This is a genomic window from Methylobacterium sp. J-026 (assembly GCF_022829585.1).
Taxonomy (GTDB): domain Bacteria; phylum Pseudomonadota; class Alphaproteobacteria; order Rhizobiales; family Beijerinckiaceae; genus Methylobacterium.
In genome coordinates this window covers 14,576-29,330 of the sequence record NZ_JAKSYC010000037.1, presented here as the reverse complement: position 1 = coordinate 29,330, position 14,755 = coordinate 14,576, and the positions used below count along the sequence as shown (strand labels likewise).

Annotated in this window: 13 protein-coding genes and 1 tRNA gene; 3 read left to right on the top strand and 11 right to left on the bottom strand. The window is 73.4% G+C overall.

Features of this window, described 5'->3' with window-relative positions; genetic code table 11:
• Positions 1–375: 375 nt before the first annotated feature.
• On the top strand, positions 376–783 hold the full coding sequence (locus MKK69_RS02330; protein ID WP_243965128.1) for a hypothetical protein: 408 nt from the start codon (positions 376–378) through the stop codon (positions 781–783).
• A gap of 255 nt (positions 784–1,038) precedes the next feature.
• Here MKK69_RS02330 and MKK69_RS02325 read toward each other — a convergent pair whose 3' ends face one another.
• From MKK69_RS02325 to MKK69_RS02280, 10 genes are all read right to left on the bottom strand, one after another.
• Entirely contained in the window at positions 1,039–1,179 is a 141-nt protein-coding gene (locus MKK69_RS02325) for a hypothetical protein (protein WP_243965126.1), read from the bottom strand.
• A 220-nt stretch (positions 1,180–1,399) separates the two neighbouring features.
• A tRNA-Thr gene (locus tag MKK69_RS02320) sits at positions 1,400–1,474 on the bottom strand.
• 101 nt (positions 1,475–1,575) lie between these two features.
• A complete protein-coding gene (locus MKK69_RS02315) occupies positions 1,576–2,010 on the bottom strand; it encodes an NUDIX hydrolase (protein WP_243965130.1) in 435 nt (144 codons plus the stop codon).
• Between the two features lie 229 nt (positions 2,011–2,239).
• Positions 2,240–3,769: a heme biosynthesis protein HemY gene (locus MKK69_RS02310; protein ID WP_243965124.1), complete on the bottom strand. Its 1,530-nt coding sequence runs from the start codon at positions 3,767–3,769 to the stop codon at positions 2,240–2,242.
• Positions 3,770–3,894: 125 nt separating this feature from the next.
• The gene (locus MKK69_RS02305; RefSeq protein ID WP_243965123.1) at positions 3,895–6,123 is read right to left on the bottom strand and encodes a translation initiation factor 2; all 2,229 of its coding nucleotides are present in this window, start codon (positions 6,121–6,123) and stop codon (positions 3,895–3,897) included.
• A 105-nt stretch (positions 6,124–6,228) separates the two neighbouring features.
• Positions 6,229–6,936 carry a uroporphyrinogen-III synthase gene (locus MKK69_RS02300; protein ID WP_243965121.1) on the bottom strand — a complete coding sequence of 236 codons (708 nt, stop codon included), beginning with the start codon at positions 6,934–6,936 and terminating at the stop codon, positions 6,229–6,231.
• A gap of 3 nt (positions 6,937–6,939) precedes the next feature.
• A complete protein-coding gene (locus MKK69_RS02295) occupies positions 6,940–7,815 on the bottom strand; it encodes an aldose 1-epimerase family protein (protein WP_243965119.1) in 876 nt (291 codons plus the stop codon).
• 84 nt (positions 7,816–7,899) lie between these two features.
• A complete protein-coding gene (locus MKK69_RS02290) occupies positions 7,900–9,651 on the bottom strand; it encodes an ABC transporter ATP-binding protein (protein ID WP_243965117.1) in 1,752 nt (583 codons plus the stop codon).
• A gap of 79 nt (positions 9,652–9,730) precedes the next feature.
• The gene (locus tag MKK69_RS02285) at positions 9,731–10,030 is read right to left on the bottom strand and encodes a hypothetical protein (RefSeq protein ID WP_279598133.1); all 300 of its coding nucleotides are present in this window, start codon (positions 10,028–10,030) and stop codon (positions 9,731–9,733) included.
• 93 nt (positions 10,031–10,123) lie between these two features.
• Positions 10,124–10,813 (bottom strand): DNA-binding protein, encoded by a 690-nt coding sequence (locus tag MKK69_RS02280; protein ID WP_243965114.1) that lies wholly within the window; start codon positions 10,811–10,813, stop codon positions 10,124–10,126.
• Between the two features lie 498 nt (positions 10,814–11,311).
• On the opposite strand from MKK69_RS02280, the gene MKK69_RS02275 reads away from it, so the two are divergent.
• Both MKK69_RS02275 and MKK69_RS02270 read left to right on the top strand, forming a co-directional pair.
• Positions 11,312–11,977: a response regulator transcription factor gene (locus MKK69_RS02275; RefSeq protein ID WP_243965113.1), complete on the top strand. Its 666-nt coding sequence runs from the start codon at positions 11,312–11,314 to the stop codon at positions 11,975–11,977.
• On the top strand, positions 11,977–13,302 hold the full coding sequence (locus MKK69_RS02270; RefSeq protein WP_243965111.1) for a sensor histidine kinase: 1,326 nt from the start codon (positions 11,977–11,979) through the stop codon (positions 13,300–13,302). The genes MKK69_RS02275 and MKK69_RS02270 overlap by 1 nt, the downstream gene beginning before the upstream one ends.
• Positions 13,303–13,312: 10 nt before the next feature.
• Here MKK69_RS02270 and MKK69_RS02265 read toward each other — a convergent pair whose 3' ends face one another.
• Positions 13,313–14,704: a PLP-dependent aminotransferase family protein gene (locus MKK69_RS02265; protein ID WP_243965110.1), complete on the bottom strand. Its 1,392-nt coding sequence runs from the start codon at positions 14,702–14,704 to the stop codon at positions 13,313–13,315.
• Positions 14,705–14,755: the final 51 nt, after the last annotated feature.

Below are 14,755 nucleotides of genomic sequence, written 5' to 3'. Positions count from 1 at the left end.
TGGACATCGACCGCATGTCGTCCTTCGCGGCTTTCTCAGCAGCCGCCTTCACTTCAGGCGGCAACCGGAGCGACACCGGCAGGGACTTGGGTGTGTCGACAGGTGGGCGGCCCATGGCGTCCATTAAATGTAGTTGACACGTAATCCAACTACATTTAATCACAAAAGCAGGCCGAGCGGAAGCGGTAACTTCCTCCCGGCCCTGACCATCCACGCACTGGAGCTACGTCAATGGCTACTCACGCCCATAGCACACGCACGCCCTTATTACCCGCTGCTGGCGCTCACGCGCCCTTATTATCAGCGGGGTCCGGTCAGACGCCGGGCCCCTCGATTGTCGCTTCTGGTGGCCCTGTCACGCGAGCTGCATTGGCGATGCGCGCAGCAAGCCTGCGCGAGCGCTTGGAAGCCCGCAGGAGCCGCAATCCCTCTGATCCGCACGTCACGCTTCGGGATCGTCTGATCGCCGCGCACGCTGCCGCCATGGCCGTGCGACCTGTCTTTGAGGATGAGCATCCCGACAACCCCGCCTACAAGGCCGCGCTTATCGTAGACAACGCCATGTGGGCGCTGATTGCCGAAGTGCTGGCCCTGCCGGCTCCCAGCACGCTGGAGGGCTTGGGCGTGATCGGCCTCGCGCTGGCCCTTCAGGTCGAGGGCGCGCTGGCAGGTAAGCCCTGGGAAAATGAGGACAAAATCGCCGCGGCCGCCCGCGCCATCCTAGCCGTGACCGGCACGGCCCTCCCGTCGGCTTTTACTGGCTTCGGTAACGAAGCGGCTTGAGGGCTATTGATGGCAACCACGCCCGCCCCTCTGCATCGGGGGCGATGCTTAGGGCGAGCGTGGAGGTCGAGAGGAGACCCGACGCAGCAGCCAAGCAAAAACCGTGCATCCACGCCCGCCCGCTGCTTCCGAGAAAGTTGCCGCGGGGCGGGCGTGGAGGTCGGCAAGGCGCCCAACGCCGCCGACGCGGCGTCGAAAGCAAAGAGCGTGCGACACTCGGGGTATGCGGCTATGGATCCGATCAGACAGGAACGGCTAGTGGCTCGGTGCAATCCAGCTCAGGACCGTCGCGCAGCGCTCGGCCTGAGCCCGTGTCAGGCCGGACGCGACGGCCGCCCCGTTCCGATAGACGCCGAACGAACCGTCGCCCGCCACGCGGATCTTAATCGAGGCCATCGTTACGCACTCCACACCCGCCCAGGCGGCGCCGGAGGGTAGCGAATGGGGGACCTCGAAGTTGCTGGCTTCCGGGGTTGTCGACAGGTGAATCTGTCGGACACCGCAGCCTAGGAACGCAGCTCGTGCGGACAAAAGGACGCGAAATCGTGTGCATCGGCTGTTACCCGATGCGTTACCCAGAGGCTTTTTGGAGAGCCCGAAATCCGAGCTAAGTGTATGGTGCTGCGAGACAGGATTGAACTGTCGACCTCTTCATTACCAATGAAGTGCTCTACCACTGAGCTACCGCAGCAGGTGACCGGAGCGCCCCGCGGGGGGCGTGTCCGTCCGGCCGAATGGGGCCATAACGGATCGCCGCCGCGTTGGCAACGCCGCACGTTCCATCCGGACGTTTTACGTGCGGCAGGCGGCGCGAATGAGGGCGGCGAGACCCGGCTCGGACACCGCCTCGGCCGCGTCCCTGGGCGAGAACCAGCGCAACTCGCGCTGGTTCTCCTCGGGGAAGTGCTTGAGCTGCTTGCGCACCTCCAGCGGAAAGACCTTCACCTGACACAGGACGGGTTCGAGGTTCTTCAGGCGCTTCTGGTAGAGATAATGGCCGATCGGCCGCTTGCCGACCGCCCCGCGCAGCCCGGCCTCCTCGTAGGCCTCCCGGGCCGCGGCCTCGAACGGTTTGCGGCCCTTCATCGGCCAGCCCTTGGGGATCACCCAGCGCCGGCTTTCCCGGGACGTCACCAGCAGGATCTTGGGCTTGCCGTCCCGCCCCTGCCGGAACGGCAGGGCGCCGACCTGCCGCCGCGGCTCGCCGTCATCGTCGAGGACCGTCACGGCCGCACCGCGCGACACGAAACGACTCGGGGATCCGGCCGGGCCGGCGGCGTGTCCGAAGCGGGCGGGGGGAGGCGGATGATCGGGTCCTCGAGTCGGCGGCGGCGCGGTGCACAGCCGGGATCACAGTCTCGCGACGGACAGCGCTAGAGGGATGTCTACGGCCCTTATACAACACCTGTACCACCGGCCGTATCCCGGAGCGCCCGCGCAACCGCGACGAAGCCGGTCATCCGGTCCGGAGCACCGCGCGATCGGCGGAACCGGAGGCCGGCAATGCGACCGCCGCCATCCCGGCCGAGACCGGATCCGTCCCGGCGGTCCTCGGCGCGCCCGTCGTCGGCGCAGCGACGGCGGGGTTCGGTCCCGGCGCGCTCTTTTCGATCGGGACCGGACCGGGTCCGCTCGGTCCGGCCGGGACCAGGACGGGCGCGGCCGGTTCCGATTCCGGCTCGACCGCAGCCGGGGCGGCCAGCGTGTTCGGCGGTTCCCGCCACGCGAAGGCGTCGAGCCGGCCGCTGACCGGCGATACCGGAGCCCAGGTCTCGGAGGCGATCCCGTCGGCGATCCAGACGCGGTCGCGGGGGGCCCGAGCGGCCCGGGCGAGCCACTCGCGGGCCTGGCCCGAGGCGGCGCCGTGCTCGGCCTCCTCGATCGCCGCCATCATCAGGCAGGCGCGGACGGTCGGGCGCTCGGCGAGCAAGGGCTTCACGGCCTCCCGGGCGCGCTTGTAGTCCCGCGCGTCGAGGGCGGCCTGACCCAGGGCGAGACGGGCCTCCGGATCCCAGACGGACAGCTTCGCCAGGACCTCGGCGCGGGCGAGGCGGTCCCGGACGGAGTCGCCCGGGCGCAGGCCGAGATAAACCTTGGCCAGATCGGGATGGGGGTTGGCCTTCCAGGCCGCCTCGACGATGCGCGCGGCCTTCCGGAGGTCGCCGCGACGGGCCAGCAGCCGCCCGGCGATGCAGGCCGCCGGAACCAGATCGGGCGCCAGCTTGATGGCGTGCAGGGCGCGCTCGGCGGCGAGTTCGGGCTCGCCGGCCTCGCGCTCGCCCGCGATCGCCGTCAGGAGGACGGCCCGCTGGCGCCGGGCGCCGGCCTTGTCGATCAGCCCGAGCGAGGAGCGCCGCTCGATGGTCTCCAGGGCGGAGACCCAGTCCCCGTCGGCGCTCTGCGCCTCGAGCAGGGCCTCGTTGGCCCAGGTGACGCTCGGGGCGAGGCGGGCGGCCTCCGCCGCGTAGGCGCGGGCGGCGGTCTCGTCCTCCCGGCGGCGGGCCTCCACGAACAGGCCGCGCAGGCCCAGCACCCGGGTCTCCGGATCGTCAACCATGCGCTGGAAGGCACTCTCGGCGGCATCCCGGTCGCCGGAGATCTGCGCCGCCTGCGCCTTGAGCAGGAGGGTCAGCGGCTCGGTGCCGAGGAGCCGCTCGGCATCGCCCGCGAACCGGCGGGCCGCCAGGGGGTCGCCCGAGCCCACCGCCACCATGCCCCGGGACAGGGCCGAGAGGCCCTTGGCCCGGCGCCGCTCGGCGGAGCCGCGGACCAGGTATTCGGGCAGGCCGATGACGCCGCGCACGATCGCCCAGAGCAGCCCCAGGACGACGGCCGCGACGATCACGCCGACGAGGGCGAGCGCGAGGCTGGTGCCGATCTGGTACCCGTCCCACACGATGGTGACGGTGCCGGGCCTGTCGGCGATCCAGACCGCCCCGAAGGCGGCGAGTGCGAGCAGGGCCAGGAAGGCGAGGGCGCGCCACATGGGATCAGTGTCTCCTGTCGACGGCCGCGCGGCGACGGTCGCTGTGTGCGGGAGGGGCGGAGCGCCTGCACGCCCGCCCGGAGAGGTTGCGGCCGCGCAGGGCGCGGATCGCGGCGATCACCGACCTAGCGGCCGGGGGACGCGGCGGGGGCGGCTTCGGGGGCGGACGCGGTGCCGGTCGGGAGGGCCTTGAAGGCAGTTCCGAGCAGCGTCCGCGCGGCCTCCTCGGCCTCGGCCCGCGCCTTGAGCTTGGCGCCGAAATCGCCGGCCTCGTCCCGCGCCTCGGGCGGCAACGCCGCGAAGGCCGTGGCGGCGGCGGGCAGGTCGCCTTGATCCAAGGCCGCCTGGACCTTGCCCTCGGGCTGATCGGCGGCCTCTGGGGCCGGGGCATCGGCCTTGCGCACCTGCACGAGGCCGTCGGCCATGCTCAGGAGCTTGGCGCGGAAGTCGCCGGTCCCGGCGGCGGTCTTGACCCGCTGCGCCCGCCGCTTCGCGGCGATCCGCTCGGCGATGGGCCGGAACGCGTCGGCGAGTTGAGCCGCCGTGGGGGCGCCCGCCTCCGCGAAGGGCGCGAGCGCCTTGGCCTGCGCCTCGGTAGCCGGATCGAGCTTGCGCAGGGTCGCGAGAGGCTCCGCATACGAAGACCCGGATTCCAGGGCCGCGGCCACGCGGTCGGCGACGACCACCCGCAGGGCCGCCTGGACGGTGGCCGCCTCCGCGCGCTGCGCCACACTCTTGTCCAGGGCAGCGATCTTGTCGGCCTGCTCCTGAAGGCGCCGGTCGACCGCCTTCGTGGCCTCCGCGGCCTGGGTCTGCCCCGCCTCGGCGGCGGTGCGGCTCGCCTGGGTGGCCGCCTGGACCGCCTCCGTGGCGGCCTTCACCCGCGCGTCGAGCGCCTGCTGGAGCGTGTCGAGGCGCTGGCCGAGAACCGCATCGGCATCGGCGTTCGCCTTGGTCCTCTGCTCCACCTCACCCTGAAGCGCGGCGATCTTTTTGGACGCCTCCTCGCCTGCGCCCGGCTTGGCGCCGTTCGCCTCCAACGCCTTCAGGCGCGCATCGAGATCCGTGAACTGCTTTCCGTTGTCCTGGACCGCGTTGAGCTTGGACTCCGCCGGCTGGTCCCGACCAGGCTCCTCCTGGAGGGCGGCCACGCGCTGATCGAGGCTGTCGAGCCGCGCCGCCAGATCGGCGGGCACGGCCGGCGCCTGTGCGGCGACGGATCCGTCCGCCGCGGCCGCCGCCGGTGCGCTGGCGGCCTTGTCCAGGGCCTGCTTGGCGGACGATTCGGCGGTGGCGACCCGCTTGTCGAGGGCAGCCAGGGCGTCCCGGGGCGCGAGCCCGTCGAGGCGGGTGCCGAGGGCGGCGATCTGACCCGAGAGCTTCTGATCGAGGGCGTTCAGGCGCGGGTCCGGGTCGAGACCGGCCGTCTCGGCCGCGAACAACAGGCCGGCCCCGATCACGCCGCCGAGCAAACCCGCGGTGGCGAGGGAGCCGAACCCGGCGCGCGACCGGGCAGCCGGCGCCGCGGCGGCGGACGCGGCGCCGCCGGGAGCCACCCCCGGGATCGGCCCCTTCGGCGGCTCCTTCGCGGACTCCCGTGGCGGCTCCTTCGACGCCTCCTTGCCGGGGGTCGGCGGGTCGGGGATGCGCTTGGCCTTCATGTCGATGATCGGCCCGGACGTCACCGCGCCGGCCGCGACCGTGCCCGCGGCGCCCGAGGCGGATGCGCCCGGACGCGGGCCGGAACCCGGCTGCGGGCCCGCTCCCGGCTGGCCGGGCTTCGGCGGCTCGCTCCGCGCGGGATCGGGCCTACCGGGCTCGACGCGCCCGCCGGCCGTGGCCGAGGCCGTCGACGCCCCCGCCTTCGCGGCGTCCGGGCCCGACGCCGCGAAGGCCCCCGGCTTCGGTGGCTCGGCCTTGTCGGTCTCGGGCTTCGATGACGTATCCTTGGAATCCGCGGCCTTGGCGGCCTCCGACGTCAAAACGTCGGGCTTGATGGCATTCGGCTGCGCGGCCGGGCCGACCGACGGCTTCGGGCCGTCCGCCGCGGAGCCGGTCTTGCCCGTTTCGGGCTTCGCGTCGATCGCGCCGGGCTTGGCGGCCACGACCGGCTCGGTCGCCGGCTTCGGCGGCACAACGGTTGTCTGCGGCGGCACAACGGCCGTCTGCGGCGGCTTGGCGGCCCCGGACGATCCCGGCAGGCCCGGCTTCGGGCCTCCGGTCACGCCGGCCGGCGCGGCGGACGCGCGGGTCTCCGCCCCGGACGGATTGGGCTGCCCGGGTCTGGCGGGCGCGGGATCGGGCCTGCGGCCACCGGATCCGGGCTTGTCGGCGTCGCTGGGTGGTGGCGTCACGGGCAAGTCCTCCAACTCTTCGGCGTCGCCGCGCCCCCCTAGCACCGCCACGGCCCCGGGCGCGAGGGCGAGATACGGCGGCCGGGCCTCCCTGTCACCGCACGCCTAGCCGGGCGTGGGCGTGAGAGCATCCAGCAGGTCCACGTCCCGCGGACGCACCGCGACGAAATGGACCGGAACACCTGCCGCTTCCAGGGGTGCGGCGACATCCGCCGACAGGCAGTAATGCCTCAACCGGCGGAAAGCTCCGCCCAGGCCCGCGCCTTCCGCCAACGCGAGGGCGACCGCGGCGCTGCGCCGGGAATAATGGAGGGCGGCGTCGAGGGCGCCGCCGCCCAAGGCACTGCCGACGGAATCCGGCAGGCTGCGCAAAGCCTCCGCCGTATAGGCCACATAGGTCGCGACCCGGAAGCCCGCCGCCGCCAGCGTCGCCCCCGGCTCGGGCTTGCGCTCGGCCCCGGCCGCGTGGAGCAGGCGCGCCCCCGGCGCGAGCGTGCCGGCCACCAGGGCGGCGAGGCCGCCGGCATCCCCCGGCCCCTCCCGCACGAGGCCGAGGCCGGCACGCCCCGCCAGCGCGGCCGTCCGGGGGCCCACCGCGAAGACCGGCAGGCCCCGCGGGACCGCGGCGTCCCGCAGCATCGGTACCGCGTTGGCGCTGGTCAGCAGCAGGGCGTCGAACGTCCCGTCCGGCGGCGGCGCCCCGGTCGGCCGCACCACCAGGACCGGGGCCACCAGCGGAACGTGGCCCCGCGCCGTCAGCGCCGCGCCGGTCCGGGCCGCCCCGGGCTCGGGCCGCGCCACCCAGACGCGCATGCCCTAGCCTTCCAGGGTCAGTCGGACGCCGTGGCGTGCCGTGGCGCCCGGGGCGAGCAGGCGCTGCGAATCGCGCTCGGCGAGGGTGCCGGAAAAATCCGCCCAGTCGGCGTAGCCGGTCCAGCATTCGAGGGAGAGGAACGGCGCCGTGGGCTTGGTCCAGACGGCGAGATGGGGAAAATCCGCCATCGCCATGCGGATCGCCCGTCCGGGTCCGGCGAAGCGCATCCAGCGGCTCTTCGCATTCCGGAGCACGAAGGCCTCGGTGAAGAGCGCCGGATCGAGGGGCAGCGCCGCGCCCGCGAGGGGGATCGGCTGTTCGTCGCGCAGCAGCAGCCCGCCGGGACCGACCTGCGGGGCGAAGGGCCGCTCCGGGTGCTCGAACGCCACCGCGTAGCCGCCGTCGCGGGCCCGCTCGCCGCCCGCGAAGGGCCAGGGGAAGGCCGGATGGAAGCCCAGCGCGTAGGGCAGGGGGACATCGCCGGGATTGGTGACGGTCACGTCCAGATCGAGACCCGCCGGGCGCACCCGGGCGGCCACATCCAACCGGAAGGCGAAGGGGTAGTGCACCCGGGTCTCGGGTCCGTCGGTCAGGCGCAGGGTCACCGCCTCCGCGCTCCGGTCCAGCACCGTGAAGGGCAGGTCCCGGGCGAAGCCGTGCTGGCCCATCGGGTAGCTCTCGGACCCGACCGTCACCTGACCGCCGGCCGAGGCGCCGACCACCGGGAAGAGCCAGGGCGCGTGGCGGTTCCAGTGCGCCGGGTCGCCGCTCCAGAGATACTCGGTCCCGCCGACCCGCCAGGAGACGGGCTCGGCGCCGTGGGTGGCGAGCGCGGCGGTGGTGCCGTCCGCTGCGGTCAGCGCGATGCGCGTCGTCACGGTGGTCTCCCGGTCATCTGTCGCAGCAGGCGAGGTAACGGAAGCGGGCGGCCGCGCAAGGGGTGTCGACCGGGACGGTCCTCCTCACGCCGCCGTGCCGAGCCCCGGCAGCACTGTCCCGGGCGCCCCCGAGGCCACGAGCCGCCCCGCCTCCAGCACGTGGACCGCGTCGGCGCCCTCGAGGGTCGAGAGGCGGTGGGCGATCAGGATCAGCGTCCGCCGCCCCGAGAGCGCCCGCAGCGCCCGCATCACCGCCCCTTGCGTCTCCTCATCGAGGGCGGAGGTCGCCTCGTCGAACACGATCACGTCGGGGTCGTGGTAGAGCGCCCGGGCGATGCCGATGCGCTGGCGCTGGCCGCCCGAGAGCCGGGCCCCGCGCTCGCCGACCCGCTCCCCGTAGCCATGCGGCAGGGCCGAGACGAAGTCGTGGGCGCCCGCCAGCCGCGCCGCCCGCTCGACGGCGGCGGGATCCGGCGTGTCGAGGCCCAGCGCGATGTTCTCGGCGACCGTGCCGTCCACCAGGAACACGTCCTGCGGCACGTAGCCGATGCGGTTCTGCCACGCGGGCAGGGTGCCGGGATCGAGGGGGCGCCCGTCGATGGTGATCCGCCCGGCGCCCGGGCTCAGCACCCCGAGGAGCAGGCCGGCCAGCGTCGACTTGCCCGAGCCGGTCCGCCCGGCGAGGCCGATCGTGGTGTTGACCGGGATCGTCAGGTCGATGCCGGCGAGCGCCGGCCGGCCGGTGCCGTAATCGAAGCCGATCCCTTCGAGCCGGATCTCCCGGGAGAACGGCAGCCGCTCCGCGGTGCGGGGCGGGGGCGCCCGCTCGTCGGCGAGTTCGTCGACGATCACCCGCACCGCCGGCAGGGTGAAGCGCAGCAGCGCCACCGAGGTGAAGATGTTCTGGAAGGCCGGCAGCATCCGGTAGCCCGCGAAGGCGAACAGGCCGAGCAGCGGCAGGATCCCGGCCACCTCCAGGCCCTGAGCCAGGGCGAACAGCACCACCACGATCACCCCGCCGAAGGCCAGCGCCTCGATGACGAAGCGCGGCATCTGGCCGGTGAGCAGGCTCGCCGCGGTGGCGAGGGCGTAGGCGCGGGCCGGGGCGTCGAACCGGGCCGCGAAGGCCTCCGCCCGGCCGTAGAGCTTGAGCTCGGTAAGCGCCCCGAAGGTCTCCTGCACGATCCGAAAGCGCGCCTCGTTGTCGGCCACCGACCGGCTACCCAGCCGGGCGAGCCGGGCGCGCATCACGAGATAGATCCCGACATAGAGCCCCCCGAAGCCGCCGCCGAGGATCAGCGCGAGCTGCGGCGCGTAGGCCAGCAGGAAGGCGATCACCGCGAGCGCAGAGCTCGCCCGGGAGGCCAGCACGGTGGCAGGCGTCAGGGCGCCGACCACCAGCCGGTCGGTCTCGGACAGCACGTTCTTGGCGAGTTCGGCGCTGTTGGCCTGCGCGAAGAACAGCCGCTCCCGGTCGAGGTAGCGGAACAGCAGGCGCCGGCTGAAGCCGTAGCCCGCCAGATGCGTGAACCGGAGTTGCGCGTAGGTCAGCCCGGCATTGGCCAGCGCGGTCACCAGGATCGCCGCCAGCGCCGCGCCGCCGGTCACCAGCAGGAAGCCGCGCTCATCGGTCAGGCCGAGGACGGACCGGGCCTGGGCGAGGTAGGGGATGCGGGCCGCCGCCGCGGGGTCGCCGACCAGCGTCAGGAATGGGATCACCGAGGCGACGCCCACCACCTCCAGCAGGGCCGCCCCGGCGAGGCCGAGGGCGATCAGCGCGAGGCGCCGCCGGTCGGGCGCCCGCAGGGCGCGGACGAGGTCGATCAGCGCGCGCATGGCGTCGGCGGGGTCGGCGGGGCGTCTCGCATGGCCGGGCCGGGCTTAAGCGCGCCGCCCCGGCCTGTCCACGCCGGGCTCAGTCGAGCTTCTTCAGGGATCCGAGGTCGACGTCGCCGTTCTGGCTGGTGAAGGTCAGCGACTTCGTGGCCCCGTCGGCCTGGGCGACGCCGCCGATCCGATGGTCGCCGCTGTCGTAGGTCGAGAGCTGCCCGTCGCGCTCGATCACCAGGCGGTGCTTGTCCGGAAAGAAGGCGTATTTCATCCCGTTCTGGGAGCCGCTGGTCGACGGATCGCCGAGATCCTTGGGCCAGAACGGCTCCATGCCCTTCATCGGCTTCATGGGTTCCATGGGCTTCATCGGTTCCATCGGCTTCATCGGTTCCACGGAGCGCCTCCTGTCCGGGTGAGAGACAGGAGGACGCGGCAGGGGGAAAACGGTTGCATCGATCCCCTGCAACCGGCCCAGGGCTCAGGGCCGCGCGCCCGGGACCGGCCGCTCGCGGACCTGTCCGTCGAAGCCGACATGGAGCTGGTGCTCGCCCCCGTCCCGGTCCTTGGCGGCGACCTCCAGGTGGCGCGGGCCGCGGCCGGTGACGCGCACGTCGCTGTAGCCGGCCGCCTGCACCGTGGCCGTCAGGGCGGCGACATCGGGTTTCGGCCCGAGGCCGATCCGATCCTTGGCCCAGTCGAGGCTGCCCGTCGGCGGCCCGCCGGCCGGACCGAGCAGGACCTTGCGCCCGTCGCCGTGGGTGAGGACGCTGGCGTGCAGGAAGCCCTGCTCGAACCGGCCCTGAACGGTCACGGCCTCGCCCTTGGCGACGAGGCCGCCGCCCTCGCCGGCACGGCCGGTCTCGACCAGCGCCCGGCCGGTCCCGTCCTGGACCACGAACTTGTTGCCGAAGATCTCGGCGACTGCGCCCTTGACGGCAATGGCTCCGGAGGGGGCCAGCGCCTGGATCGCCACCGGTTCCACGGGTGTCGGCTGGAAGGTCGTCCCCTGCGCCAGGGACAGGCCCATGGCGCCGAGCACCAGGGGCGCCGCGACGGCGCCCACCACCCAGGTCCGCCGGGGGATCGCGCTCCGGCCGCGGGGTTCGGTACCGGCGGCGGGCCCGCGGATCTCCCGGGCGGTGCCGTCGATGGTTGTCTCGTCGCTCATCTCTCGTCCTCTCGATGGGTCCGGATCCGTTCGATCCGTGGCCCCTTCGTAAGGAGGCGGCTCCAATCCGGTCTGAACCGGGTGGTTCAGGTCCGGTTAAACCCGTCGCCGTAGAGCGGCGTCGCGGGGAACCCGTGCGGTCTCAAGGGCTTGAGGACGCGGGCTGATGTCGGGCGATCGAACTGACACAGTCCATGAGGACCCAGCCCTAAATTCCCGTGGTCATTGGGTTTTGGGGCCGGGTGGATGAAAGGGATCGTGCGGCATCCCGCTCAGTGCTTCGACGCCGCCGTCTGTGCGCGCGCACCGAAGCAATCCGGCAGCGCCACGATGCCGGCCGTGGCGCTGCCCTGGGTCACGTCGCTGCGCGCGTGCTGACGGAGAGGCGATCTCAGGCGCGTATTTCACCGGGACGCCACACGGAATATCCGGTCCGGCACGGCCTGTCGGACCGGGCACGGCCCGATCTGCGGAGACCGGGGCCGGAGGAGGGAACGGGTGAAGATCCTGCTGGTGGAGGACGACGCGGCGCTCGCCGCCGAGGTGGCCAAGGTGCTGCGCGGGGAGAACTTCGTGCTCGACCACGCCGCCACCGGCGAGGACGCCCAGCATCTCGGCGAGACTGAGGGCTACGACGCGGTCGTGCTCGATCTCGGCCTGCCGAAGGGTGACGGCGTCTCGGTGCTGCGGGCCTGGCGGGCGGCCGGGCGGACCCTGCCGGTGCTGGTGCTCACCGCCCGGGACGGCTGGAGCGACAAGGTCGCGGCCTTCAAGGCCGGGGCGGACGATTACCTCGTCAAGCCAGTCCGGGTGGAGGAGCTGGTGATCCGCCTGCGCGCCTTGGTGCGCCGGTCGCAGGGCGGCGGCGCCAGCCGGATCGCCTGCGGGCCGCTGAGCTTCGATCCCGGCCTCGGCGCCTTCGAGCACGAGGGCCTGCCGCTCAAGCTCACCGGGCTGGAATGGCGGGTTTTGTCCTGCCTGATGCTCAACCGCGAGACGGTGGTGCCGCGCCCGCACCTGATCGAGCGGGTCTACGAGGGCGACGCGGACGTCGATTCGAACTCCGTGGAGGTGATCATCACCCGCCTGCGCCGGAAGATCGCCCCGGCGCGGATCGAGAGCGTGCGCGGCCACGGCTACCGCCTGCACGCGGATCCCGCCTGATGGGCGAGGGGACGCCGCGCCGCTCGCTCCGCGCCCGCCTGCTCGCCGCCGCCCTCATCCTGGTCCTGGCGGCCCTGGTGGTGGCGGGCCTCGCCATCGGGGTGATCCTGCACCGGTTCGTGCGCGGGCAGCTGGACGGGCGGCTCGACGCGCAGATCGTCGCCCTCCGGGCCGGGCTCGAGGCCGGGATCCTGCCCCAGACCCTCGACGCGCCGCCCTACGACCGGCCCGGCCCCGGCTGGGCCTGGGAGGTGCACCGCGGACCCGAGACGATCCGCTCCGGCTCGCTGCGGGGCGGGGACATCCGCCTGTCCGATCCGGGGCCCGAGGACGATCCGGGCCGGCCGCACCCGGCCTCGGGCACGGGGCCGCAGGGCGAGCCGCTGGTCGCCCGGGTGCTCGCCCTGCCCGGGCCCCCGCCCGCGACGATCGTGGTGGCGGCCCCGGAGGGGGAGTTGCGCGGCCCGCTGCGCGAGGCGCTGACGAGCCTCGCCTTGGCACTGGGGATCCTCGGCCTGTGCCTGCTCGCCGGCCTGGCCGTCCAGGTGCGCCTCGGCCTCGCGCCGCTGAAGCGGCTGCGCGCCGACCTCGCGGCGGTGCGGGCCGGCCGGCGCGAGCGGGTGCCGGCGGAGCAGCCCGCCGAGATTGCGCCGGTGGTGGCGGAACTCAACGCGCTCCTCGACCAGAACGCGCAGAACCTCGACCGCGCCCGCGGCCACGTCGCCAACCTCGCCCACGCCCTCAAGACGCCGCTCGCCACCCTGTCGATGGCGCTGGCCGACCCCGCCCGCGACCCGGACGGCGGCCTGCGCCGGCAGGTGGAGGATATGGACCGCCGGGTCCGCCATCACCTGCGCCGGGCCCGGGCGGCGGCGCTCGCCGGCTCGGCCCGGGGCCGCACGCCCCTGGCCCCGCGGCTCTCGGACCTGCGCGACGCCCTGGCGCGCCTCTACGCCGAGAAGGGCGTGGCCCTCGATCTCGCCGTACCGGACGACCTGTCGGTGGCCTGCGAGGGCCAGGACCTCGACGAGATGCTCGGCAACCTCGTGGACAATGCCTGCCGCTGGTGCCGGGGGCGGGTGCAGGTCTCCGCCTTGGCCCGGAACGGGGTGGTTCGCATCCGCGTCGAGGACGACGGGCCGGGTCTCGACGGCGCGGCCGCCGAGGCCGTGATGGCGCGCGGCCGGCGCCTGGACGAGGGCGTGCCGGGCCACGGCTTCGGCCTGCCGATCACCCTGGAACTCGCCGAACTCTACGGCGGCGGCCTGACCCTCGGGTACGGAGATCTCGGCGGCCTGCGGGCGGACCTCGTCCTGCCGGCCTGACCTCCCCGCCTCAGCCGAGCGCCTCCCGCAGGATCGGGCGGATGCGCGGATCCGCACAATGGGCGACGTTGAAGCGCATGTAGCCGTTCCAGGCCTCCGACAGGCTGAACGAGGTCCCCGGGGCCAGCACCATGCCCCGGGCGAGCGCCCGGCGGGCGACCGCGGCCCCGTCGCGGCCGTCCGGCAGACGCATCCACAGGAAGAACCCGCCCCGGGGCTGCGCCCAGGGCTCCAGGCCGCAGGCGCGCAGTTCCGCCGAGGCCTGCACCATGGCGCCGGCGAGCCGCCGCTTGGTCTCGGCGAGGTGCCGGCGATAGCAGCCCTCGGTGATCAGGCTGTGCACCAGGGCCGCCGTGACGTGGCCGTTGCCGAGGCTGAGCGCCAGCTTGAGATCGACCAACGGCTCGACCCAGTCGGCCCGGAGCGCGATCCAGCCGCAGCGCGCGGCCGCCGACAGGGTCTTGGAGAAGCTGCCGATCTGGATCACCCGCTCCAGCCCGTCGAAGCCGGCGAGCCGCGGGGCCGGATCGGGCTCCAGATCGCCGAAGATCTCGTCCTCCACGATCAGGGTGTCGTGGGCCTCGCACAGCTTCAGCAGCCGGTGCGCCACCTTCGGCGCGAGGCTCATCCCCGTCGGGTTCTGGAGCGCCGCGTTGGTTAGGTAGAAGCGCGGCCGGTGCCGCTCCAGCAGGGCGGCGAGAACCGGCAGATCCGGCCCCTCCGGGGTCATCGGCACGCCGACCACCGCGACCCGCTGGGCGCGCAGCAGCGCCAGGAAGTTGAAGTAGCAGGGATCGTCCACCAGCACGGTGTCGCCGGGCTGGAGCAGGAACCGGCAGACCAGGTCCAGCGCCTGCGTGGCCGATTCGACCAGCACGATCTGGTCGGGTTCGGCGCCGACGCCCTTCTCGCCGACCTTGCGGGCGATCTGGTGGCGCAGGGGCTCGTAGCCCAGGGGCCGGTCGTAATCGGTCATCTCGGCGCGGTCGGCCTTGGCGACCCGGCGCAGGCCCCGCCGGATCGCCTCGTGGGGCATCCAGGAATCGGGCAGCCAGCCCGCCCCGGGCTTGAGCTGGTCCGAACCCGCCTGCTGCGCCTGCCGGGTGATCCAGAGCGGATCCACGATCCGATCGAGTTGCGGCCCCATCGCCTGGAGCGAGAGCGGCCGCGTCTTGCCGGCGACGTAGAAACCCGAGCCCGGCCGGGCCACGACCGCGCCCTCGGCGGCGAGCCGCTCGTAGGCCTCCACGACGGTGGATTTCGAGACGCCCATCGCATCCGCGAAGGCCCGCACCGACGGGATCCGGACGCCGGGGACGAGGCGCCGCGCGGCGATCCGATCGCGGATCTCCCCGGCCACGGCCTCGACGCGGGTTCCCGGGGCTCTGACGGCCAGCGACATCCGTACTGCTCATTCTGCCGGACAATTCTTTCGAACCGTACCGAAGTGTTC

What these genes read in the sequence shown, in the direction of transcription:
- MKK69_RS02330 (WP_243965128.1), top strand. Translation starts at nt 376, where the DNA reads ATGCGCGCAGCAAGCCTGCGCGAGCGCTTGGAAGCCCGCAGGAGCCGC.
- MKK69_RS02325 (WP_243965126.1), bottom strand. Translation starts at nt 1,179, where the DNA reads ATGGCCTCGATTAAGATCCGCGTGGCGGGCGACGGTTCGTTCGGCGTC.
- MKK69_RS02310 (WP_243965124.1), bottom strand. Translation starts at nt 3,769, where the DNA reads ATGTGGCGCGCCCTCGCCTTCCTGGCCCTGCTCGCACTCGCCGCCTTC.
- MKK69_RS02300 (WP_243965121.1), bottom strand. Translation starts at nt 6,936, where the DNA reads ATGCGCGTCTGGGTGGCGCGGCCCGAGCCCGGGGCGGCCCGGACCGGC.
- MKK69_RS02290 (WP_243965117.1), bottom strand. Translation starts at nt 9,651, where the DNA reads ATGCGCGCGCTGATCGACCTCGTCCGCGCCCTGCGGGCGCCCGACCGG.
- MKK69_RS02285 (WP_279598133.1), bottom strand. Translation starts at nt 10,030, where the DNA reads ATGAAGCCGATGGAACCGATGAAGCCCATGGAACCCATGAAGCCGATG.
- MKK69_RS02280 (WP_243965114.1), bottom strand. Translation starts at nt 10,813, where the DNA reads ATGAGCGACGAGACAACCATCGACGGCACCGCCCGGGAGATCCGCGGG.
- MKK69_RS02270 (WP_243965111.1), top strand. Translation starts at nt 11,977, where the DNA reads ATGGGCGAGGGGACGCCGCGCCGCTCGCTCCGCGCCCGCCTGCTCGCC.
- MKK69_RS02265 (WP_243965110.1), bottom strand. Translation starts at nt 14,704, where the DNA reads ATGTCGCTGGCCGTCAGAGCCCCGGGAACCCGCGTCGAGGCCGTGGCC.